This is a genomic window from Mesorhizobium sp. WSM4819, from assembly GCF_055811215.1.
Genome location: NZ_JBVVQO010000012.1, coordinates 92,405 through 112,248, shown reverse-complemented (window position 1 = coordinate 112,248; position 19,844 = coordinate 92,405). Strand labels below are relative to the sequence as shown.

The 19,844-nt window shown below is 62.8% G+C and carries 22 protein-coding genes; 16 read left to right on the top strand and 6 right to left on the bottom strand.

Features of this window, described 5'->3' with window-relative positions; genetic code table 11:
• Positions 1–24: 24 nt before the first annotated feature.
• Both AC0L18_RS13735 and hslV read right to left on the bottom strand, forming a co-directional pair.
• A complete protein-coding gene (locus tag AC0L18_RS13735; RefSeq protein WP_287305417.1) occupies positions 25–555 on the bottom strand; it encodes a GNAT family N-acetyltransferase in 531 nt (176 codons plus the stop codon).
• 73 nt (positions 556–628) lie between these two features.
• Positions 629–1,180 carry an ATP-dependent protease subunit HslV gene (gene hslV, locus AC0L18_RS13730; RefSeq protein ID WP_023796923.1) on the bottom strand — a complete coding sequence of 184 codons (552 nt, stop codon included), beginning with the start codon at positions 1,178–1,180 and terminating at the stop codon, positions 629–631.
• Between the two features lie 238 nt (positions 1,181–1,418).
• Here hslV and hisB point away from each other — a divergent pair, with 238 nt between their 5' ends.
• The 9 genes from hisB (at position 1,419) to coaA (ending at position 7,223) form a co-directional block, all read left to right on the top strand.
• Positions 1,419–2,018: an imidazoleglycerol-phosphate dehydratase HisB gene (gene hisB / locus AC0L18_RS13725; protein ID WP_091592962.1), complete on the top strand. Its 600-nt coding sequence runs from the start codon at positions 1,419–1,421 to the stop codon at positions 2,016–2,018.
• 3 nt (positions 2,019–2,021) lie between these two features.
• Positions 2,022–2,498: a DUF2628 domain-containing protein gene (locus tag AC0L18_RS13720; RefSeq protein ID WP_473492738.1), complete on the top strand. Its 477-nt coding sequence runs from the start codon at positions 2,022–2,024 to the stop codon at positions 2,496–2,498.
• Between the two features lies 1 nt (position 2,499).
• A complete protein-coding gene (gene hisH / locus AC0L18_RS13715; protein ID WP_473492737.1) occupies positions 2,500–3,150 on the top strand; it encodes an imidazole glycerol phosphate synthase subunit HisH in 651 nt (216 codons plus the stop codon).
• A gap of 3 nt (positions 3,151–3,153) precedes the next feature.
• Positions 3,154–3,444 (top strand): DUF1330 domain-containing protein, encoded by a 291-nt coding sequence (locus tag AC0L18_RS13710; protein ID WP_023796919.1) that lies wholly within the window; start codon positions 3,154–3,156, stop codon positions 3,442–3,444.
• Positions 3,445–3,447: 3 nt separating this feature from the next.
• Complete coding sequence (gene hisA / locus AC0L18_RS13705; RefSeq protein ID WP_236377981.1) at positions 3,448–4,197, top strand: 1-(5-phosphoribosyl)-5-[(5-phosphoribosylamino)methylideneamino]imidazole-4-carboxamide isomerase; 750 nt, start codon at positions 3,448–3,450, stop codon at positions 4,195–4,197.
• On the top strand, positions 4,194–5,030 hold the full coding sequence (locus AC0L18_RS13700; RefSeq protein ID WP_473492736.1) for an arginase family protein: 837 nt from the start codon (positions 4,194–4,196) through the stop codon (positions 5,028–5,030). The genes hisA and AC0L18_RS13700 overlap by 4 nt, the downstream gene beginning before the upstream one ends.
• Positions 5,027–5,821, top strand: coding sequence for an imidazole glycerol phosphate synthase subunit HisF (gene hisF, locus AC0L18_RS13695; RefSeq protein WP_473492785.1), 795 nt, complete (start codon positions 5,027–5,029; stop codon positions 5,819–5,821). Before AC0L18_RS13700 ends, hisF begins: the two co-directional genes overlap by 4 nt.
• A 91-nt stretch (positions 5,822–5,912) precedes the next feature.
• Entirely contained in the window at positions 5,913–6,239 is a 327-nt protein-coding gene (locus tag AC0L18_RS13690; RefSeq protein WP_023796915.1) for a phosphoribosyl-ATP diphosphatase, read from the top strand.
• A gap of 24 nt (positions 6,240–6,263) precedes the next feature.
• Complete coding sequence (gene coaA / locus AC0L18_RS13685; RefSeq protein WP_473492735.1) at positions 6,264–7,223, top strand: type I pantothenate kinase; 960 nt, start codon at positions 6,264–6,266, stop codon at positions 7,221–7,223.
• A 240-nt stretch (positions 7,224–7,463) separates the two neighbouring features.
• On the opposite strand, the gene AC0L18_RS13680 is transcribed toward coaA, so the two are convergent.
• The 4 genes from AC0L18_RS13680 to AC0L18_RS13665 all read right to left on the bottom strand — a co-directional run bounded on the left by AC0L18_RS13680 (position 7,464) and on the right by AC0L18_RS13665 (position 11,039).
• Positions 7,464–8,081 (bottom strand): alpha-ketoglutarate-dependent dioxygenase AlkB, encoded by a 618-nt coding sequence (locus AC0L18_RS13680; RefSeq protein ID WP_473492733.1) that lies wholly within the window; start codon positions 8,079–8,081, stop codon positions 7,464–7,466.
• A 112-nt stretch (positions 8,082–8,193) separates the two neighbouring features.
• Entirely contained in the window at positions 8,194–8,673 is a 480-nt protein-coding gene (gene lysM / locus AC0L18_RS13675) for a peptidoglycan-binding protein LysM (RefSeq protein WP_473492731.1), read from the bottom strand.
• A gap of 180 nt (positions 8,674–8,853) precedes the next feature.
• A complete protein-coding gene (arfB, locus tag AC0L18_RS13670) occupies positions 8,854–9,291 on the bottom strand; it encodes an alternative ribosome rescue aminoacyl-tRNA hydrolase ArfB (RefSeq protein ID WP_473492729.1) in 438 nt (145 codons plus the stop codon).
• A 137-nt stretch (positions 9,292–9,428) separates the two neighbouring features.
• Entirely contained in the window at positions 9,429–11,039 is a 1,611-nt protein-coding gene (locus AC0L18_RS13665; RefSeq protein ID WP_473492784.1) for a phosphoenolpyruvate carboxykinase, read from the bottom strand.
• Positions 11,040–11,383: 344 nt separating this feature from the next.
• On the opposite strand from AC0L18_RS13665, the gene AC0L18_RS13660 reads away from it, so the two are divergent.
• The 7 genes from AC0L18_RS13660 to AC0L18_RS13630 all read left to right on the top strand — a co-directional run bounded on the left by AC0L18_RS13660 (position 11,384) and on the right by AC0L18_RS13630 (position 19,844).
• The gene (locus AC0L18_RS13660; protein WP_023796909.1) at positions 11,384–12,085 is read left to right on the top strand and encodes a response regulator transcription factor; all 702 of its coding nucleotides are present in this window, start codon (positions 11,384–11,386) and stop codon (positions 12,083–12,085) included.
• Positions 12,086–12,226: 141 nt separating this feature from the next.
• Positions 12,227–14,008 carry a sensor histidine kinase gene (locus AC0L18_RS13655; protein ID WP_023796908.1) on the top strand — a complete coding sequence of 594 codons (1,782 nt, stop codon included), beginning with the start codon at positions 12,227–12,229 and terminating at the stop codon, positions 14,006–14,008.
• A gap of 158 nt (positions 14,009–14,166) precedes the next feature.
• Complete coding sequence (locus AC0L18_RS13650) at positions 14,167–14,628, top strand: HPr kinase/phosphorylase (RefSeq protein ID WP_473492728.1); 462 nt, start codon at positions 14,167–14,169, stop codon at positions 14,626–14,628.
• A 162-nt stretch (positions 14,629–14,790) separates the two neighbouring features.
• The gene (locus tag AC0L18_RS13645; protein ID WP_027152037.1) at positions 14,791–15,192 is read left to right on the top strand and encodes a PTS sugar transporter subunit IIA; all 402 of its coding nucleotides are present in this window, start codon (positions 14,791–14,793) and stop codon (positions 15,190–15,192) included.
• Positions 15,189–15,485 (top strand): HPr family phosphocarrier protein, encoded by a 297-nt coding sequence (locus AC0L18_RS13640; RefSeq protein ID WP_023796904.1) that lies wholly within the window; start codon positions 15,189–15,191, stop codon positions 15,483–15,485. The genes AC0L18_RS13645 and AC0L18_RS13640 overlap by 4 nt, the downstream gene beginning before the upstream one ends.
• A 191-nt stretch (positions 15,486–15,676) precedes the next feature.
• Positions 15,677–17,077: an adenosylhomocysteinase gene (gene ahcY, locus AC0L18_RS13635; RefSeq protein WP_128168861.1), complete on the top strand. Its 1,401-nt coding sequence runs from the start codon at positions 15,677–15,679 to the stop codon at positions 17,075–17,077.
• 187 nt (positions 17,078–17,264) lie between these two features.
• Complete coding sequence (locus AC0L18_RS13630; RefSeq protein WP_473492727.1) at positions 17,265–19,844, top strand: sensor histidine kinase; 2,580 nt, start codon at positions 17,265–17,267, stop codon at positions 19,842–19,844.

Here is a 19,844-nt window from a genome sequence, read left to right as displayed (position 1 = left end):
TTCGGCGCCTTATTCGGCGTCACCCTATTCGATATTGCCCTCTTGGGCGTCGCCCTCTTCGGCGTCAATTGCCATCAGCACGGCGTCGCCATATTCCGATTGCCTGCGATCGATAGCTCTGAACCCGGCCTTTTGATAGGCACGGATCGCTCGTCCGTTGGATGGATCCGGGTCGATGATGACACGCGGTGCCCCTTCCTCGAACAGCTGTTCCACGAACTGCCGGACAATTGCCGAGCCGTGGCCGCGTCCGACAAGCTCGGGCCTGCCGATCGACAGATCGATGCCGAGCGTGCCGAAAGGCTGGTCGCTGTAGGGGTGGCCGTCCTCCAGATGCGGATCGTAGCTCTGCATGTAGCCGATCGGCTCGCCGTCGAGCTCGATGATCAGCGGCTCGACGGAAATGCTGTCGATATGCTCGCGGATCTGGGCGATCTCCGTCTCGGGATCGTCCCACCACTCCGCGACATGCGGCTCGGCCAGCCATGCCGCGATCATCGGCAGGTCCGCCTCGGTCACCGGTCGAAAATCATATCTATTTTCTTGTTTGGCCATGATCTCATGCGAACCGAAGGTCAGCGAAGCAAAAACCGATTTCCACTTTTCGGGATCATGGCCAGCGGCCGGCTCAGCCGGCATCGAGGATTTCGATGACAAAATTGTTGTTGGTGTAGACGCAAATGTCGGATGCGATCTGCATCGCTTTGCGGGCGATTTCTTCGGCATCCTTGTCGGTGTCCATCAGCGCGCGCGCCGCGGCCAGCGCATAATTGCCGCCAGAGCCGATCGCCATGACGCCATGTTCGGGTTCGAGCACGTCGCCGGTGCCGGTCAGCGCCAGCGAGACCGACTTGTCGGCAACCAGCATCATCGCTTCCAGCCGGCGCAGATAGCGGTCGGTGCGCCAGTCCTTGGCGAGTTCGACGCAGGCCCGCGTCAATTGCTCCGGATACTGTTCGAGCTTGGCCTCCAGCCGCTCCAGAAGCGTGAAGGCGTCAGCGGTGGCGCCGGCGAAACCGGCAATGACATTGCCGCTTTTGCCGATTCGGCGCACCTTCTTGGCGTTGCCTTTCATGATCGTCTGGCCAAGGCTGACCTGGCCATCACCGGCGATCACCACCTTGCCGCCCCTGCGCACGGTCAGGATCGTCGTGGCGTGCATGGTCAGTTCGTTCGACATCTCTGCTCCGATCAGCACCGGTCCCGACAAGGCGATTGGCGCATTACGAGTGACTTGATCGACCCTATGTATGCATAGGTCCGACGATTGCCAACCGGTCATCGGCCAGGCTCGATACTGCTTGGCACGGCAACTGGCAATCACCGGATCATGCTGCTAGAAGGCTCTCGTTTTCAAGCATGTGGACGCTTTCAAGCATGTGGACGCTTGAACGCCTGAACTCTGGACAAGGATGAGCATGCCGCCCCGTTCCGCCAACGCAAGCCGCAAGACCAGGGAAACCGACATCTCCGTATCGGTCCAGGTCGACGGCTCGGGAAAATCCGATATTTCGACGGGCGTCGGCTTCTTCGACCACATGCTGGACCAGCTGTCGCGCCATTCGCTGATCGACATGACGGTCAAGGCCAAGGGCGACCTCCACATAGACGACCACCACACGGTCGAGGACACCGGCATCGCGCTCGGTCAGGCGCTGGCCAAGGCACTGGGCGAGCGGCGCGGCATCATGCGCTATGCCTCGATCGATCTCGCCATGGACGAGACGCTGACGCGCGCGGCGATCGACGTTTCCGGCCGTCCTTTCCTTGTCTGGAACGTTGTGTTCTCGTCGCCGAAGATCGGCACGTTCGACACCGAACTGGTGCGCGAATTCTTCCAGGCCCTGGCGCAAAATGCCGGCATCACGCTGCATGTCACCAACCATTACGGCGCCAACAATCACCACATCGCCGAGACCTGCTTCAAGGCGGTGGCGCGTGCGCTGCGTTTCGCGCTTGAAAGCGACCCGCGCCAGCCTGACGCGGTTCCTTCCACCAAGGGATCTCTGAAGGGATAGGCCATGGCCGTCTATGTCGTGATGGAACCGCCGGGCCGCGGCGAAAAGCCTGACACAACGGCCTTTGTCCGTGATGGGTTTTCCTGGCTTGGCTTCCTCGTGCCGCCGCTGTGGCTGCTCTGGCACCGGTTGTGGATCGAGGCAGCACTGGCGTTTGTCGCCATGGCTCTGCTTTCGATGCTTGCCGAAGGGCTGAGCCTTGGGCTGGCCGGCCCGCTGCTGTCGCTGCTGGTATCGCTCTATGTCGGGCTGGAAGGGCAGGCCTTGCGGATCGCCGCACTGCGCCGTCGTGGCTGGCACGAATGGGGCGTCGTCGAGGCCGACAGGCTCGACGATGCCGATACGCGCTATGTGCTGGAAGCCGAAGCGCGTGCGGATGAGCCAGCGCCAGTGCCGCGCATCGTTCCGGACGCTGCCCATGCCCGGCCGGCACACACAGGCTTGGTGCTCGGACTGACGCACACGCCGGGAAGACCCTGACATGCGGGTCGCGATCATCGATTATGGCTCGGGCAACCTGCGCTCGGCCACCAAGGCCTTCGAGCGCGCCGCGCACGAGGCCGGCATCGCCGCCGCCATCGACCTGACCGCCGATGCCGAGCGTGTCAGAACCGCCGACCGCATCGTCCTGCCCGGCGTCGGCGCCTATGCCGATTGCGCGGCCGGGCTGCGCGCCGTGGCCGGCATGTGGGAAGCGGTCGAGGAGGTCGCGATCGTCAAGCGGCGGCCGTTCCTCGGCATCTGCGTCGGCATGCAGCTGATGTCGGAGCGGGGCCTGGAAAAGACTGTCACAAAAGGCTTTGGCTGGATCGCCGGCGATGTCAAGGAGATCACCCCGGCCGATCCTGCGCTAAAAATCCCGCAGATCGGCTGGAACACGATCGAGCTCACGCGCAAGCATCCGCTGTTTTCCGGCATTCCGACAGGCAGCAAGGGGCTGCACGCCTATTTCGTTCATTCCTACCATCTCGACGCGCAGAAGCCGGACGAGGTGCTGGCGATTGCCGACTATGGTGGTCCGGTTACAGCTGCTGTTACCAGCGACAATCTCGCCGGCACGCAGTTTCATCCCGAAAAGAGCCAGGCGCTTGGCCTGGCGCTGATCACCAATTTCCTGCGCTGGAGGCCCTAAGAAATGAGCAAGAAAGGCTACTGGATGGCGATGGTCGATGTCCGCGATCCCGAGGGCTACAAGCAGTATATCGAGGCGAACGCGGCGGCTTTTGCGAAATATGGCGCGAAGTTTCCCGTGCGGGCGGGGCGTTATGCGAACCCGGAAGGGCCGACAGGCAACCGCCACGTCCTGGTCGAGTTCGAGTCCTACGACAAGGCGATAGAATGCTACGAATCGCCTGAATACCGGGAGGCATTGAAGTACAGGCTTGCCGCCTCGACCGGTCACTTCGTCATTGTTGAAGGCGCCTGAACGGTGATCCTGTTCCCGGCCATCGACCTCAAGGACGGCAAGTGCGTGCGCCTGAAGCACGGCGATATGGCGACCGCGACGATTTACAATGACGACCCGGCCGCGCAGGCCAGGGCTTTCGAGCAACAAGGCTTTGAATGGCTGCATGTCGTCGACCTCAACGGCGCCTTCAAGGGCCAGAGCGTCAACGGCGCGGCGGTCGGCGCCATTCTCAAGGCAACGAAAAACCCGGTGCAGCTCGGCGGCGGCATCCGCACCCTGGCGCAGGTCGAGGACTGGCTCGATCGCGGCCTGGCCCGCATCATTCTCGGCACGGTGGCGGTGCGCGATCCGGATCTGGTCAGGCAGGCCTGCAAGGCATTCCCGGGCAAGATCGCCGTCGGCATCGACGCCAAGGGCGGCAAGGTGGCGGTCGAGGGCTGGGCCGAGGCCTCTAGTCTCGGCGTCATCGAACTGGCGAAGAAGTTCGAGGGCGCCGGCGTTGCCGCCATCATCTACACCGACATCGACCGCGACGGTGTGCTGACCGGCATCAACTGGGACGCCACCATCGATCTTGCCGACGCCGTGTCCATCCCGGTCATCGCCTCCGGCGGGCTGGCCTCGATCGCCGACATCGTGCGCATGACGATGCCCGATGCGCAAAAGCTCGAAGGCGCCATCTCAGGGCGTGCACTTTATGACGGACGTATCGACCCGGCCGAGGCATTGGCGATCCTGGCGGCCGGACCGGAGAAGGCGAGGGCGCGATGAAACTCTCGATCATCCTCGCACCCTATGACAGCGGCCTTTACCACGCCGGCTTTGGCCAAGGCCCCGACGCCATCATTGCCGGCGGCCTTGTCGATGAACTTGCCTTGCGCGGCCATGATGTCATCGTCGAGGACATCGGCGAGGTCGGCGATGCCCAGAGACGCGAAATCGCGACAGGTTTCGCGGTTTGTCGGGCAGTCGCCACCAAGGTCGACATGGCACGCGACGATGAGCGTTTTCCCATCGTGCTCGCCGGAAATTGCCTGACCGCCGCCGGTGCGGTGGCTGGCGACGCCGCTGATTCGATCATCTGGATCGATCAGCATGGCGATCTCAACACGCCCGAGACGTCGGCCTACGGCTTTCTCGACGGCATGGCGCTGGCGACGACGCTGGGGCTCTGCTGGCGGCCGATGACGTCAGCGATTCCCGGCTTCCAGGCGATCGACCCGTCGCGCTGCATGCTGGTCGACGCGCGCGACCTCGATCCAGATGAAAGGCGGCTTCTCGAGACGTTGCCGATCATTCGCGCTCAGTGGACCGATGCACTCGACAATGTCGGAAAGCTCAAGGCGGCCGGCGCGGCCCAAGTGCATTTGCATCTTGATCTGGATGTTCACGATCCGGATGTGCTGCAAGTGAACCGCTATGCGCTGCCGGGAGGTCCAAATCCGGAGCAGCTGCGGCAACTGGTTTGCGGGCTGGCCAAGTCGATCCCGATCGTCGGCATCACCCTGTCCGCCTATGATCCTGCCTTTGACGCCAAAGGCGAGGTTCCGCCTGTCGTTGGGCAATTGCTTGGCGATTTTCTTGCCGCGCATGCGAGGATCTGATGCTGAAAGCCCGCGTCATCCCCTGTCTCGACGTCAAGAACGGCCGCGTCGTCAAAGGCGTCAATTTCGTCGACCTGATCGATGCCGGCGATCCGGTCGAAGCGGCCAAGGCCTATGATGCCGCCGGCGCCGACGAGCTCTGCTTCCTCGACATCACCGCCTCGTCCGAAAATCGCGAGACCATCTTCGACATCGTCGCCCGCACCGCCGAGCAATGCTTCATGCCGCTGACCGTCGGCGGCGGCGTGCGCCAGGTCGCCGACATAAGAAAGCTGCTTTTGGCCGGTGCCGACAAAGTGTCGATCAACACGGCGGCAGTGAGGAATCCCGATTTCATCGCCGAGGCGGCCGACAAGTTCGGCAACCAGTGCATCGTCGTCGCCATCGATGCCAAGATAGTGTCAGGCGAAGGCGGGGCCGACCGCTGGGAGATTTTCACCCATGGCGGCCGCGAGAAGACCGGCATCGACGCGGTCGAATTCGCTCAGCAGATGGTCGATCGCGGCGCCGGCGAGATCCTGCTGACGTCGATGGACCGCGACGGCACCAAGGCCGGCTACGACATCGCGCTCACCCGCGCGGTCGCCGACGCCGTGCGTGCGCCGGTCATCGCCTCCGGCGGCGTCGGCACGCTCGATCACTTGGTCGAGGGCATTCGCGACGGCCATGCCGGCGCGGTGCTGGCGGCATCGATTTTCCATTTCGGCACGTACAGCATTGCTGAAGCCAAGTCGCACATGGCCCGCGCCGGCCTGCCGATGCGACTGGACTCGTCAGGGGATCGGCTCTAAAGCATGATCCCGAACCGAAGGTCCGCGCCAGCCAAAAAGGGGGAACCGGTTTCGGAAAAGATCATGCTTAAACAAGCAGATAGATGGCGCCATGGCTGAGTTTTCGCTCTCCGATCTGGAGACAATCATCAGGGAACGCGCGCATTCCGGCGATCCGGATTCGTGGACGGCAAAGCTGTTCGCGCGCGGCATCGACAAGGCGGCGCAGAAGCTCGGCGAAGAGGCGGTCGAAACGGTGATCGCGGCCGTTGGCGGTGACAGACAAGCCCTCGTTTCGGAAAGCGCCGATCTCATCTATCATTGGCTCGTCGTTCTGGGCGTCGCCGGCGTTCCGCTTGCCGATGTCCTGACCGAACTCGAGCGCCGCACCGGTCGTTCGGGCATCGCCGAAAAGGCGTCTCGGCAGGACCGGGGCTGATCGCTGCGGAGGGCAGGAAACTCGATGGACCAGCTCGCCCCCACCGAGAAATATTCGCCCTTCCGTTTTTTCTCGGCGGAAGAATGGTCGCAGTTCCGCGCCGACACGCCGATGACGCTCGGCGAGGACGAGATCCGTCGCCTGCGTTCGCTCAACGACCCGGTCGACCTCGAAGAGGTCAAGCGCATCTATCTTTCGCTATCTCGGCTGTTGTCGGCCCATGTCGAGGCCAGCCAGCTGCTGTTCAGGCAGCGCCAGGCCTTCTTCAACGCGGTGGATGTCGTCAAGACGCCCTTCATCATCGGCATTGCCGGCTCCGTCGCGGTCGGCAAATCGACCACGGCGCGCGTCCTCAAGGAATTGCTGGCGCGCTGGCCGTCGAGCCCCAAGGTCGATCTGATCACCACCGACGGCTTCCTGCTTCCCAACGAAATCCTGCGCCGCAACAATTTGATGGAGCGCAAGGGCTTTCCCGCCAGCTACGATGTCGGCGCCCTGCTGCGTTTCCTGTCGGGCATCAAATCGGGGCAGCGCAATGTCCGCGCGCCAGTCTATTCGCACCTGACCTACGACGTCGTTCCCGGCGCGTTCCAGACCATTGACCGGCCGGACATATTGATCTTCGAAGGCATCAACGTCCTCCAGCCGGGCAAGCTGCCGAAGGACGGCAAGATCGTGCCTTTCCTGTCGGATTTCTTCGACTTCGCCATCTATATCGATGCCGAAGAGGAGCTGATCCATCAATGGTACATTGCCCGCTTCATGCGGCTGCGCGAGACCGCCTTCCGCGATCCGGACTCCTTCTTCCACCGCTATTCGCAACTTTCGCAAGCAGCGGCCCGCGCCATCGCCGAAGGCCTGTGGGCCAACATCAACCTGAAGAATCTGCGCGAGAACATCCTGCCGACGCGAGCCCGCGCCGATCTCATCCTGCGCAAGGGCGCCAATCATCTGGTCGAGGAAGTGGCGCTGAGGAAGCTGTAACGAAGCGGTTAACGGCGGGCAGCTCGGCCTGCCGGTCGCGATTCCGATCCTGCTCACCTGTATTGTCCTTCCCGTGGTCAACTTCGTCGTTCTCGAACGCTGGATCTTTTCCGGTCGCTCAGCCGCGGGCCTCGGCCGTGACACGAAGCGGGTGCCGGTTTTGGGAAAATCCGATACCTGAAAAAAGTGATGAGCGGCGATACGGCTCGACTTGAAAGTCCGGGCTTTTGCGCGACAGCATTAGCCAGGATAGGTCACCCGCCGCAGCGTCAGATTGATCCGCCCGCCATTCCTGAGCAGTGCCGAGGTCGACGGATAGATACGGTCGACGCCGTGGAAACAGAGGCGGCCTTCGCCGCCAAGCACGACGACGTCGCCGCTTTTCAGCCTGAACGATTTGGTGCCGCCTTCGCGCGTGCTCTGGCCGACCCTGAACAGGCAATCGTCGCCCAGTGAAACGGAGACGACCGGCGCGGAGAAATCGATCTCGTCGCGGTCCTGATGAAGGCCCATCTTCGCGTCGGGCGAATAGAAATTGACCAGGCAGGCCTCCGGCGGATGGGGATAGGCAGACACCTCGCGCCACAGCTCCAGCAGCATGTCCGGGATCGGCGGCCAGGGCGTTCCGGTTACCGGGTGCGTCGGCTGGTAGCGATAGCCGTGCTGCTTGTCGGTGACCCAGCCGAGCGAACCGCAATTGGTCATGCGCACGCTCATCTCCTTGCCGGTGCGCGGCATCGCCGGCACGAACAGCGGCGCTTCCTGCACGACCTGCCTCACATCCTCGACCAGCGCTTCCTGCACGGCGCGGGACAGATAGAGGGGCATGTGGCGGACGCCTTTGGGCAGAACGAGCATGGTCGTTTGATCCGTTGGTCTGCAAACGACCAGAATGCCACCATCACACGAAAACGGCGACCCGAAAGCCGCCGCCATTGTCGATTGCTGTTGCCGATCTGGCCCGATCTGGTCAGGCCTGATCGAGATCCGGGATGCGCAGAACCTGCCCTGGATAGATCTTGTCCGGGTCGGTCAGCATCGGCTTGTTGGCCTCGAAAATGACCGTGTTCTTCGCACCCTTGCCCTTGCCATAGCTTTTTTCGGCGATCTTCCAGAGATTGTCGCCTTTCTTGACCGTGTAGAAGGTCGGTTGCTTGGCCGGGGCTGCGGGCGTGCCGGCCTCGGATGCGGCGACCTGCAATTCATCCGCCTGCACCTTGGACACGCCGAGCGTGTTGCCGACGGCGATGATGGCTTTTTCGAAGATCGACTGGTCCTTGACCACGCCTTTCAGCACAGCCGTGTCGCCCTTGACGTCGACTTCCACATTGTCGGTGCCGAGCGCGTGCGAATCGAGTTCCTTCTTCAGCGTATCGGCGGTTGGCTCCGGCTCATCGTCGCCGAAGCCGAGCTTCTTGCCGACGCCCTTGACGAAATCAAACATGCCCATCTGCGGTCTCCTTGCTGTGACGAATACCGAACTTGCCACCTGCAACCTCGAATTGGAAGCGGTCTCGACCGCGATCGATGTCGCGCCTGCCGCATCGGCCCAGAACTCGGAATCGATTTTTGGAAAAGCACCATGCGTGGCTGCCAGAGCGCGCACCCTTTGCGTCCGGGTGGACGCGCGTCAATCGTCGTCTACCCGACCGCGCAGTTTCTTGATCGTGCCGCGCCCAGCCTTGGTCTTCAGCCGCCTTTCGACCGCGCCTTTCGACGGCCTCGTCTTCTTGCGCAGCGGCGGCGGCGGTTCGGCGGCCTTGGCAACCAGTTCGGCAAGCCGCGCCCGGGCGTCCGCCCGGTTCTGCTCTTGCGTGCGGAAGCGTCCGGCCTCGATGACGATGACGCCATCCTTGGTGGCGCGCTGGCCCGCCAGCCTGATGGTTCGCTCGCGAACGCGCTCCGACAGGCCAGGCGCATTCGCCGCATCGAAGCGCAATTGCACCGCCGTCGCCACCTTGTTGACGTTCTGGCCGCCGGGACCGGACGAGCGGATGAAGTCCTCGTGCAGGTCATCCGGATGGATCACCGCATCGTCGGCAATGATGATCTTGTCGTCGGCGTTCATGCCGCAGTCATGGCGTGGCGAACGAAAAAAGAAAAGGCCCCCCGGGTCGGGGCTTCCCGATCCCGGCCCGGGCGTTCCCGATCCCCGGGTCGGGCCCTTGCCCGATCCCGATCCCGGCCCTGGTAGCCGGCTGGCGACTATTCCGCGGCTTCGCGCATGCGCGGCGCGGCGCCGAGCACGATGGCGTCGACATGCGGTTCGAATTTTTCGAAATTGACGGCGAACATGCCGACCAGCCTTGCCGCCTGCAGGTCATAGGCTGAGGTATCGGCCCATGTCGATCTTGGGTCGAGAATGGCACGGTCGACGCCCGCGACCGCCACCGGCACCTCGAAACCAAAATTGGCGTCGGTCCGGTAATCGGCCCCTTTCAACGAGCCGTCGAGCGCTGCGGCGAGCAGCGCCCGCGTTGCCTTGATCGGCATCCGCTTGCCGGTGCCGTAGGCGCCGCCGGTCCAGCCGGTGTTGACCAGCCAGCAATCGACGCTGTGATGGGCGATCAGCTCGCGCAGCAGATTGCCGTATTCCGACGGATGGCGCGGCATGAACGGTGCGCCGAAACAGGTCGAAAACGTCGCTTCGGGTTCGGTGACGCCCTTTTCGGTCCCTGCCACCTTGGCGGTGTAGCCGGAGAGGAAATGATACATCGCCTGCGCCGGGGTCAGCCGGGCGATCGGCGGCATCACGCCGAATGCGTCGGCGGTCAGCATGATGATGTTTTTCGGGTGACCGGCGCGGCCCGTCTTGCTGGCGTTGGGGATGAAGTGGAGCGGGTAGGCGCAGCGCGTGTTTTCAGTGAGATTGCCGTCGTTGAAATCCGGCACGCGGCCGGCGTCGAGCACCACATTCTCCAGCACCGTGCCGAAGCGCTGGGTGGTGGCGAAGATCTCCGGCTCGGCTTCGGCCGAGAGCTTTATCGTCTTGGCATAGCAGCCGCCTTCGAAGTTGAAGATGCCATGCGGACCCCAGCCGTGCTCGTCGTCGCCGACCAGCGTGCGCGACGGATCGGCCGACAGCGTCGTCTTGCCGGTTCCCGAGAGGCCGAAGAAGATGGCCGCGTCTCCGCCGGCGCCTTCATTGGCCGAGCAGTGCATCGGCATCACGCCCTTCGCCGGCAACTGATAGTTGAGCACGGTGAACACCGATTTTTTCATTTCGCCGGCATAGGAGGTGCCGCCGATCAGCACGATCATGCGCGTCAGATCGACGGCGATCACCGTTCCGGTTCGGCTGCCGTGGCGGACGGGATCGGCACGGAACGACGGCAGGTCGATGATCGTCAACTCGGGCACGAAATTATCGAGCTCGGCGGCTTCCGGGCGAATGAGCAGATTGCGGATGAACAAGGAGTGCCAGGCAAGCTCCGTGACGACCCGGGTCGTCAGCTTCAAGTCCTCATCGGCGCCGCCGACCAGGTCCTGCACATAAAGATCCTTGTCCGCCGCATGGGCGCGAAAATCGGCGAGCAGCGTATCGAACTGGGCCGGCGAAATCGCCTTGTTGTTGTCCCACCAGACATGCGGCCCGGTGGTCTCGTCGCGGACGACGAATTTGTCCTTGGGCGAGCGGCCGGTGTGCTGTCCGGTCTCGGCGACCAGCGCGCCATGCGCGGTGAGCCGGGCCTCGCCGAGGCGGATCGCTTCCTCGTAAAGGACGGCCTCGCCGAAATTATAGCGCACCGCGCCGGTGGTTTTCAGGCCGATCCTGTCGATCGCCCATGCGGGATTGCGTTGGCCGGCTTCCGACATGAGGGGTTCCTTCTTCAATTGCAGCATCCTGGCCGGCGAACTTCCGGAGCCCCCAACGATGGAGACTGTAACGGTCAGAACCAGAAAAGCCAAATGATATCAAATATTTAATCGATTTAAATATTTTGAAAGTTGTTTAAATCGTTTATATGTGCGAAAAATCAGGCGGGTGCCCAAAGGATTGGCGGTCTGTATCGGTCCAATCCATGTTGAGGTGAGATTGTGGCCGCCGGCATGCCGCTCGTGACAGCGGACGAAGCCTGTGCCACATTTTGTACCTAATTTGTCCTGCAAAAGCCCCTTCTCGACCAAAGAAGGGACAGCTCATGAGGGAGCCACTTGAAATGGCAACAATCGCGCTTGTCGACGACGACCGCAACATTCTGACTTCGGTGTCGATCGCCCTCGAATCGGAGGGGTATCGCGTCGAAACCTATACGGATGGGGCGTCGGCGCTGGAAGGCCTGGCGGCGCGCCCGCCGAATCTCGCCATTCTCGACATCAAGATGCCGCGCATGGACGGCATGGAACTTCTGCGCCGGATGCGCCAGAAATCCGACCTGCCGGTGATCTTCCTGACGTCCAAGGACGACGAGATCGATGAGCTTTTCGGCCTCAAGATGGGCGCCGACGACTTTATCCGCAAACCCTTCTCGCAGCGTCTTCTGGTCGAGCGGGTTCGCGCCGTGCTGCGCCGTGCCAGCGCCCGCGAGGCGTCGGCCAAGACGCCCAACCAGCAGGCCCGTTCGCTTGAGCGCGGCCAGCTTGTCATGGACCAGGAGCGCCACACCTGCACCTGGAAAGGCGAGCCGGTGACGCTTACCGTCACCGAATTCCTGATCCTGCATTCTCTGGCCCAACGCCCCGGTGTGGTAAAAAGCCGTGATGCGCTGATGGATTCGGCCTATGATGAGCAGGTCTATGTCGATGACCGCACCATCGACAGTCACATCAAGCGCCTTCGCAAGAAGTTCAAGGCCGTCGATGATGACTTCGAGATGATCGAAACCCTTTACGGAGTCGGATATCGGTTCCGCGAAGCGTAAATAGGCAATAGGCAGTAGGGAATAGTCGGTAGTCAGTTTTGAATGGTGCGAACGGCCACTCAGCATCGCCGCGACCTCAGCCAACCATTTCTCTATTCCCTACTGCCTACTCACTAATTACTAAGCGGGGGCTGCTATTCGATGGCAGTGGACGTAGAGCGAGTGAGACGGACGGGCGCCCGGCGCCCGTCGCGGATTCTGCCCGCATTCCTGTCGAGGATCACGGTGCCGATGCGCCGCTTCCTCGGCCACCATATCTTTTCCAGCCTGACGCGGCGCATTCTCTTCCTCAACCTCGCCGGCCTGGCCGTCCTGGTCACCGGCATTCTCTACCTCAACACGTTTCGCGACGGGCTCATCGATGCCCGCGTCGAGAGCCTGATGACCCAGGGCGAGATCATCGCCGGCGCGATCGCCGCATCGGCGACGGTCGAGACCGATTCGATCAGCATCGATCCGGAAAAGCTGCTTGAACTGCAGGCCGGCGAAAGCCTGGGCCCCGGCTCCGATCAGCTCGACAATCTGGACTTTCCGATCAATCCGGAGCGCGTCGCGCCGGTGCTCAGGCGCTTGATTTCGCCGACGCGGACGCGCGCCCGGATCTATGACCGCGACGCCAATCTGCTGCTCGATTCGCGCCACCTCTATTCGCGCGGCCAGATCCTTCGCTACGATCTGCCGCCGACCGACAAGGAAGAGCCCGATCTTCTCGAGCGAATCCAGAAATTCGTCTTCGACTTTTTCCGCAACACCGCGCTGCCGGTCTACCATGAGCAGCCGGGCGGCAACGGCGCTGCATTTCCGGAGGTGGTCAAGGCGCTTACCGGCAGCCCGTCGACCATCGTGCGGATCTCCGAACAGGGCGAGCAGATTGTTTCGGTCGCCGTGCCGATCCAGCGCTTCCGCGCCGTCCTCGGCGTGCTGATGCTGTCGACGGAAGGCGGCGACATCGACAAGATCGTCGCGGCCGAGCGCAAGGCGATCCTGCGCGTCTTCGGCATCGCCGCCCTTGTCACCGCCATCCTGTCGATGCTGCTTGCTTCGACCATCGCCAACCCGCTGCGCCGGCTGTCGGCGGCGGCGGTCAGGGTGCGGCGCGGCGTCAAGAATCGCGAGGAAATCCCGGACTTCTCCGATCGGCAGGACGAGATCGGCAATCTGTCGATCGCCGTGCGCGACATGACCAATGCGCTCTACGCCCGCATCGAGGCGATCGAAAGTTTCGCGGCCGACGTCTCGCACGAATTGAAGAACCCGCTGACCTCGCTGCGCAGCGCGGTAGAGACCCTGCCTCTGGCCAAGAACGAGGCGTCGCGCGCCCGGCTGATGGAGATCATCCAGCACGACGTCCGGCGGCTGGACCGTCTCATCACCGACATTTCCGATGCCTCCCGTCTTGACGCCGAGCTCGCGCGCGAAGACGCAGGAACCGTGGATCTCAAGAAATTCATCACCGATCTGGTCGACGTTTCGCGCACGGCCACGCGCAACAAGAAGACGGTCGACATCGAGTTCAAGGTCGCCAAACTGCCGCAGGGCGTCAAAGGCTATTTCGTCGCCGGCCATGATCTGAGGATCGGCCAGGTCATCACCAACCTGATCGAGAATGCCCGCTCCTTCGTTCCTGAGGAGCGCGGCCACATCGCCATATCGCTGGCGCGCGCCGGCAAGGTCAACATCATCACCGTCGACGACAATGGTCCCGGTATAAGGGCCGACAACATCGACCGCATCTTCGAGCGCTTCTACACCGACCGGCCGGCCGGCGAGGCGTTCGGCCAGAACTCGGGTCTTGGCCTGTCAATCAGCAGGCAGATCGTCGAAGCCCATGGCGGCACGCTGACCGCCGAGAACATCCCGGGCACCAAACCCGGCGAGATCAAGGGCGCGCGTTTCGTCGTGACACTGCCGGCGGAAGGCTGACGCATGATCCCGAAAAGTGGGAACCGGTTTTCGGACAAGATCATGCGTGAACCAAAAAGCATGATCCCGAAAAGTGGGAACCGGTTTTCGGACAAGATCATGCGTGAACCAAAAAGCATGATCCCGAAAAGTGGCGACCGGTTTCCGGACAGGAACTCATGCGTGAGCCGACTGTGAAGGCTGAGAACATTCACGGCACGGCGATCCTGATCGGCGAGCGTGGTGTCCTCATCACGGGACCGTCCGGGTCGGGCAAGACGACGCTGGCGTTCGCCCTCATCGATCATTGCCGCCAACGTGGATTGTTTTCGCGGCTGATCGGTGACGACAGGCTCCTCGCGGCCGATCACGCGGGGCGGCTGGTCTGCCGGGTGCCCGCTCCCATCGCCGGCCTCGTCGAGGTGCCCGGATTCGGCCCGCGGCCATTGTCGTTCGAGCCCGGCGGCGTCATCGACCTTTGCATCCGGCTGGTCCCGGCAAGCGAAATGGACCGCTTCCAGGAAGATGCCAGCGAGTTCATCGCGGGCTGTCCGGTGCCGCGTATTGATCTTGCCGAACGCAATGTTCCGGCGGCCCTGCCGGCCGTGATGGCGCGGCTGCCAATTGCGCCTTTCGTATGATGCGATTTCGAATTGTTGCTGCAATGCGTCAAAATGGCCTGCGCCTGTGCAATTTTGGGCTTGTCAACGCGCCTCGCGTCGACAAGATAGCGCTCCCGCCGCCTGAAAAGGCCGGCGAGCATGAAACGCCTGTGAAGCGGCGATGACGGGAGCCACCAAAGAATGATCGGACTCGTGCTTGTAACGCACGGTCAACTGGCCGCCGAATTCCGCCATGCCGTGGAACATGTCGTCGGGCCACAAGACAGTTTCGAGACCGTCGCGATCGGCGCCGATGACGATATGGAGCAGCGCCGCAGCGACATCATCGATGCCGTTGCCCGTGTCGACACGGGAGCGGGCGTCATCGTCTTGACAGACATGTTCGGCGGCACGCCGTCCAATCTTGCAATTTCGGTGATGGAATCCGGTCGCACCGAGGTCATTGCCGGCATGAACCTGCCGATGCTGATCAAGCTGTCCAGCATTCGCAAGGGCGACAATATGAGCGCAGCGCTGGACGAGGCGCAGGCGGCCGGCCGCAAATACATCAATGTCGCCAGCCAGCTTCTGAGCAGCAAATGAGCGCGCTGTCGGCCAACAAGGGTGACATCGTCCGGGAATTTCCAATCGTCAACCAGCGTGGCCTGCATGCCCGCGCCTCGGCAAAATTCGTTCAGGTTGCCAGCGGCTTCGACGCCTCCGTCCAGGTCGAGAAGGACGGCGTCACGGTTGGTGGCACCTCGATCATGGGCCTCATGATGCTGGCGGCAAGCCCCGGCTATTCGATCCGCGTCACCGCCAGCGGCCCGGAGGCCGAGCAGGTGATCGACGCGCTGGAGCAACTGGTCGCCTCCCGCTTCGGCGAAGAGTCCTGACGCCTGGAGCGCGTCGCGGCTGAACCCGATTTCGCGCCGGCGCGCCTCTGAGGACATGCACGGATAAAGATTTCTTTATATCCCATTGTCGTCCGACCGACGATCTGCTAGTCAGGCCGGCAACTCGCGCTCTTCGACACGCCTTCCGGCGCGGGCGCATCCCGAAGACAATTCTTGATCGGAGCACTGCCATGACGGGTAGCAATGACTATGTGGTCGCCGACATCTCGCTTGCCGGCTGGGGCCGCAAGGAGATCGAGATCGCCGAAACCGAAATGCCGGGCCTGATGGCCTGCCGCGAAGAATTTGGCAAGGCGCAGCCGCTCAAGGGCGCGCGCATCACCGGCTCGCTGCACATGACCATCCAGACGGCGGTGCTGATCGAAACGCTGAAGGCGCTCGGCGCCGAGATCCGCTGGGCCTCCTGCAACATCTTTTCGACCCAGGACCATGCGGCCGCGGCCATCGCCGAGGCCGGCATTCCGGTCTTCGCGGTCAAGGGCGAGTCGCTCGAGGACTACTGGGTCTACACCGACAAGATATTCCAGTGGGCCGATGGCGGCACCTCCAACATGATCCTCGACGATGGCGGCGATGCCACCATGTACATCCTGATCGGCGCGCGCGCCGAAGCCGGCGAGGATGTGCTCTCCAATCCAGGCAGCGAGGAGGAAGAAATCCTGTTTGCCCAGATCAAGAAGCGGATGGCGGCATCGCCCGGCTTCTTCGCCAAGCAGAAGGAGGCGATCCGCGGCGTCACCGAAGAGACGACGACCGGCGTCAACCGGCTCTATCAGTTGCAGAAGAAGGGCCTGCTGCCGTTCCCGGCGATCAACGTCAACGACAGCGTGACCAAGTCGAAATTCGACAATAAATATGGCTGCAAGGAATCGCTGGTCGACGGCATTCGCCGCGGCACCGACACGATGATGGCCGGCAAGGTTGCGGTCGTCTGCGGCTATGGCGACGTCGGCAAGGGCTCTTCGGCGTCGCTCAAGGGCGCCGGCGCCCGCGTCAAGGTCACCGAGGTCGATCCGATCTGCGCATTGCAGGCGGCAATGGACGGCTTCGAAGTCGTCACCCTCGAAGATGCCGCCCCGACCGCCGACATCATCATCACCACCACCGGCAACAAGGATGTCGTCACCATCGACCATATGCGGGCGATGAAGGACATGGTGATCGTCGGCAATATCGGCCACTTCGACAACGAGATCCAGGTGGCGTCGCTGCGCAATCTGAAGTGGACCAACATCAAGCCGCAGGTCGACATGATCACCTTCCCGGACGGCAAGCGGATGATCCTTTTGTCGGAAGGCCGCCTGCTCAATCTCGGCAACGCCACCGGCCACCCGAGCTTCGTCATGTCGGCGTCCTTCACCAACCAGGTGCTGGCCCAGATCGAGCTGTACAGCAAGCCCGGCCAGTATCAGAACCAGGTCTATGTCCTGCCGAAGCATCTCGATGAAAAGGTCGCGCGCCTGCATCTCGACAAGCTCGGCGCCCGGCTTACCGAACTGTCCGGCGAACAGGCCGCCTATATCGGCGTGACCCCGCAGGGACCGTTCAAGCCGGAACACTACCGCTATTAACCACAGCGGAAATTACCACTAGATATTGAGGCCGGGCGATTGACTTTCGCCCGGCTTTATTTTTGCGCTGATTGATTCTTCACGCCGATTCGCGCAAGCGCTATGGTGCTGATTCGCGGGCCCGGGGACGAGGGCCGAAGCCCGCATCAGGGCGGTCTTGCATTCAGGCGGCGAAGAGGACCAGGACATGCCGGGGGATTACCCGCCTTGCGCGGGACAGGCCGTTTCCGGCGGCCACAACGATATGGCGACCACGGGTTCCGCTGCCAGAGGCGGAAGCCTCTTATGGCGCGCTGGCGCCCGCGTCGGAAAATTGCTTGCTTCTTCCGCGCTCGCCGGCCCGCTGCTTGGCCTTTCGGCACATGCTGGACCGGCTGCTGCATCCCACGCGGCTGCGCCCAAAGCCGGGCTGTCGGTCAGCACGGTCGAGGTCATGCAACTCGCCATGTTTGTCGGCGTCATGGGCGCGGCACTTGTCTCGGCCATTTTCCTGATCCGCGAACGGGCGCGCACCTCGGCCCAGAATGGCGAACTCAGAGCCCGCTTGGCCGACGTCAACGCTGCGCTGCAGCGCTCCGAGGCGCTGCTCAACCTGCGCGGCCAGCGTGTCGTTGTGTGGGCATCGGAAAACAAAAAGCCCGAGCTCGTCGGGACATTGCCGGTTGAAAGCGGGGCTCCGGAAGACCGTGCCGCCTTCCTCGCGTTTGGCCGTTGGCTGATGCCGCGCTCGGCGGCGGCGCTCGAGAATGCCGTGGCGGGACTGCGGGAAAAGGCGAAGCCGTTCGATCTCGTCATCGAATCGCAGGCCGGGGCGCCGCTCGAAGTGCACGGCCGCAAGAGCGCAGCACACGTGCTCGTCCGCTTCGTCTCGCTTTCTGAAACGCAGCGAAGCGAGGCCAGGCTAAGAATTGAGAACCAGCGCCTTGCCGCCGACTATGACACCATGCTCGGTCTTTTCAACGCACTCAGCATGCCAGCCTGGCTGCGCTCGGCGGACGGGCGGCTGAAATGGGTCAACCGCGCCTATGCCAGGGCGGTCGAGGCGGAAAACGCCGAAGCTGCGGTTCGCGACGCGAAGGAGTTCCTGGGCGGCCAGGCGCGCGATGCAATCGCTGCGCAGCACAAGTCGCATCCCGTCTTCGAGCAGGCGCTTTCCACCGTGATCGAAGGCGACCGCCGCATGTTCGCCGTGACCGACTTCGCCGGCGCGGACGGCTCGGCGGGCCTCGCCTGCGACACCAGCGCCATCGAAACGATCCGTAGCGAATATGAGCGGACCGTGCGCAGCCATGCCGACACGCTCGACCAGCTCAACACCGCCGTGGCGATTTTCGATACCGATGAAAAACTGCGGTTTTTCAACCAGGCGTTTCAGAAACTATGGGGTCTCGACGCCGGCTTCCTGCACAGCGCTCCGGACAACGCCTTGTTGCTCGACCGGCTGCGCAGCGAAGGCAAGATCGCCGAGCAGCCCGAATGGCGGCGCTGGAAGGAAAGCCTGCTTGGCGCCTATCGCGCGGTCGAGTCGCAGGAACATTGGTGGCATTTGCCGGACGGCAAGACCATCCGCGTCGTTGCCAATCCGCAGCCCAAAGGTGGCGTCACCTGGGTGTTCGAGAACCTGACCGAGAAGATGGACCTTGAAAGCCGCTACCAGACCGCGGTGCGGGTCCAGGGCGAAACGCTCGACAATCTTGCCGAAGGCGTAGCCGTGTTCGGCCCCGACGGCAGGCTCAGATTTTCGAACCCTGCATTCGCAGCACTTTGGGGGCTCGACGCCGACGCCGCCAAGCCCAACGTTCACGTCTCCACGATCCGCGATCTGTGCGACCGGCGCGCCGCCGACAGCCCTTGGCGCGGCTTCGTTGCCGCCGTCACCGGTTTCGACGACGAGCGCCGCGACCGCCACGGCCAGACCGAGCTGAACAACGGCACCGTCCTGCGCTACGCGATGATCCCGCTGCCCAACGGGCAGGTGATGATGACCTTCGTCGACGTCACCGACAGCGTCAATGTCGAGCGGGCGCTGAAGGACAAGAACGAGGCGCTGGAAAAATCCGACCAGCTCAAGAACGAGTTTGTGCAGCACGTCTCCTACGAGCTGCGCTCGCCGCTGACCAACATCATCGGTTTCACCGAGCTGCTTTCGCTGCCCTCGACCGGGCCATTGAACCAGAAGCAGCGCGAATATGTCGAGCATGTCAGCTCGTCTTCCTCGGTCCTGCTCACCATCGTCAACGACATCCTCGACCTGGCGACCGTGGATGCCGGCATCATGGAACTCGATATCTCCGAAGTTCACGTCGACCGGACCATCGCTGCCGCTGCCGAGCTTGTGGCCGACCGGCTGGAGGAGCATGCGATCAGGCTCAAGATCGATGCGGCCACTGCGCCAAAGACGTTCCATGGCGACGAAATCCGCGTTCGCCAGATCCTCTACAACCTGCTGAGCAATGCCGCGAACTACGCTCCTGAGGCGAGCACCATCACGCTCGCCTGCCGCTCGCTTGCCGAAGGCGTGGAATTCTCCGTTCACGACGATGGTCCCGGCATGCCGCCGGAACTGCTCGATTCGGTGTTCCGCCGTTTCGAACCGCGCACCAATAGCGGCCGCCGGCGCGGCCCTGGCCTCGGCCTGTCGATCGTCAAGAGCTTTGTCGAGCTGCATGGCGGCAGTGTCCGCATCGAAACCGGCAAGGACATGGGCACCACCGTCATTTGTGCCTTTCCCGACACGCCGTCCGGCATCCGCGCAGCGGCCGAGTAG

Bases quoted from the DNA above. Each gene is read 5' to 3' on its own strand.
- AC0L18_RS13700 (WP_473492736.1), top strand. From the start codon at position 4,194: ATGAAACTCTCGATCATCCTCGCACCCTATGACAGCGGCCTTTACCAC.
- hisB (WP_091592962.1), top strand. From the start codon at position 1,419: ATGCCGCCCCGTTCCGCCAACGCAAGCCGCAAGACCAGGGAAACCGAC.
- AC0L18_RS13645 (WP_027152037.1), top strand. From the start codon at position 14,791: ATGATCGGACTCGTGCTTGTAACGCACGGTCAACTGGCCGCCGAATTC.
- lysM (WP_473492731.1), bottom strand. From the start codon at position 8,673: ATGGGCATGTTTGATTTCGTCAAGGGCGTCGGCAAGAAGCTCGGCTTC.
- AC0L18_RS13680 (WP_473492733.1), bottom strand. From the start codon at position 8,081: ATGCTCGTTCTGCCCAAAGGCGTCCGCCACATGCCCCTCTATCTGTCC.
- AC0L18_RS13690 (WP_023796915.1), top strand. From the start codon at position 5,913: ATGGCTGAGTTTTCGCTCTCCGATCTGGAGACAATCATCAGGGAACGC.
- coaA (WP_473492735.1), top strand. From the start codon at position 6,264: ATGGACCAGCTCGCCCCCACCGAGAAATATTCGCCCTTCCGTTTTTTC.
- AC0L18_RS13660 (WP_023796909.1), top strand. From the start codon at position 11,384: ATGGCAACAATCGCGCTTGTCGACGACGACCGCAACATTCTGACTTCG.
- AC0L18_RS13665 (WP_473492784.1), bottom strand. From the start codon at position 11,039: ATGTCGGAAGCCGGCCAACGCAATCCCGCATGGGCGATCGACAGGATC.
- AC0L18_RS13655 (WP_023796908.1), top strand. From the start codon at position 12,227: ATGGCAGTGGACGTAGAGCGAGTGAGACGGACGGGCGCCCGGCGCCCG.
- ahcY (WP_128168861.1), top strand. From the start codon at position 15,677: ATGACGGGTAGCAATGACTATGTGGTCGCCGACATCTCGCTTGCCGGC.
- hisH (WP_473492737.1), top strand. From the start codon at position 2,500: ATGCGGGTCGCGATCATCGATTATGGCTCGGGCAACCTGCGCTCGGCC.
- AC0L18_RS13630 (WP_473492727.1), top strand. From the start codon at position 17,265: ATGCCGGGGGATTACCCGCCTTGCGCGGGACAGGCCGTTTCCGGCGGC.
- AC0L18_RS13710 (WP_023796919.1), top strand. From the start codon at position 3,154: ATGAGCAAGAAAGGCTACTGGATGGCGATGGTCGATGTCCGCGATCCC.
- AC0L18_RS13640 (WP_023796904.1), top strand. From the start codon at position 15,189: ATGAGCGCGCTGTCGGCCAACAAGGGTGACATCGTCCGGGAATTTCCA.
- hslV (WP_023796923.1), bottom strand. From the start codon at position 1,180: ATGTCGAACGAACTGACCATGCACGCCACGACGATCCTGACCGTGCGC.
- AC0L18_RS13650 (WP_473492728.1), top strand. From the start codon at position 14,167: ATGCGTGAGCCGACTGTGAAGGCTGAGAACATTCACGGCACGGCGATC.
- AC0L18_RS13735 (WP_287305417.1), bottom strand. From the start codon at position 555: ATGGCCAAACAAGAAAATAGATATGATTTTCGACCGGTGACCGAGGCG.
- AC0L18_RS13720 (WP_473492738.1), top strand. From the start codon at position 2,022: ATGGCCGTCTATGTCGTGATGGAACCGCCGGGCCGCGGCGAAAAGCCT.
- arfB (WP_473492729.1), bottom strand. From the start codon at position 9,291: ATGAACGCCGACGACAAGATCATCATTGCCGACGATGCGGTGATCCAT.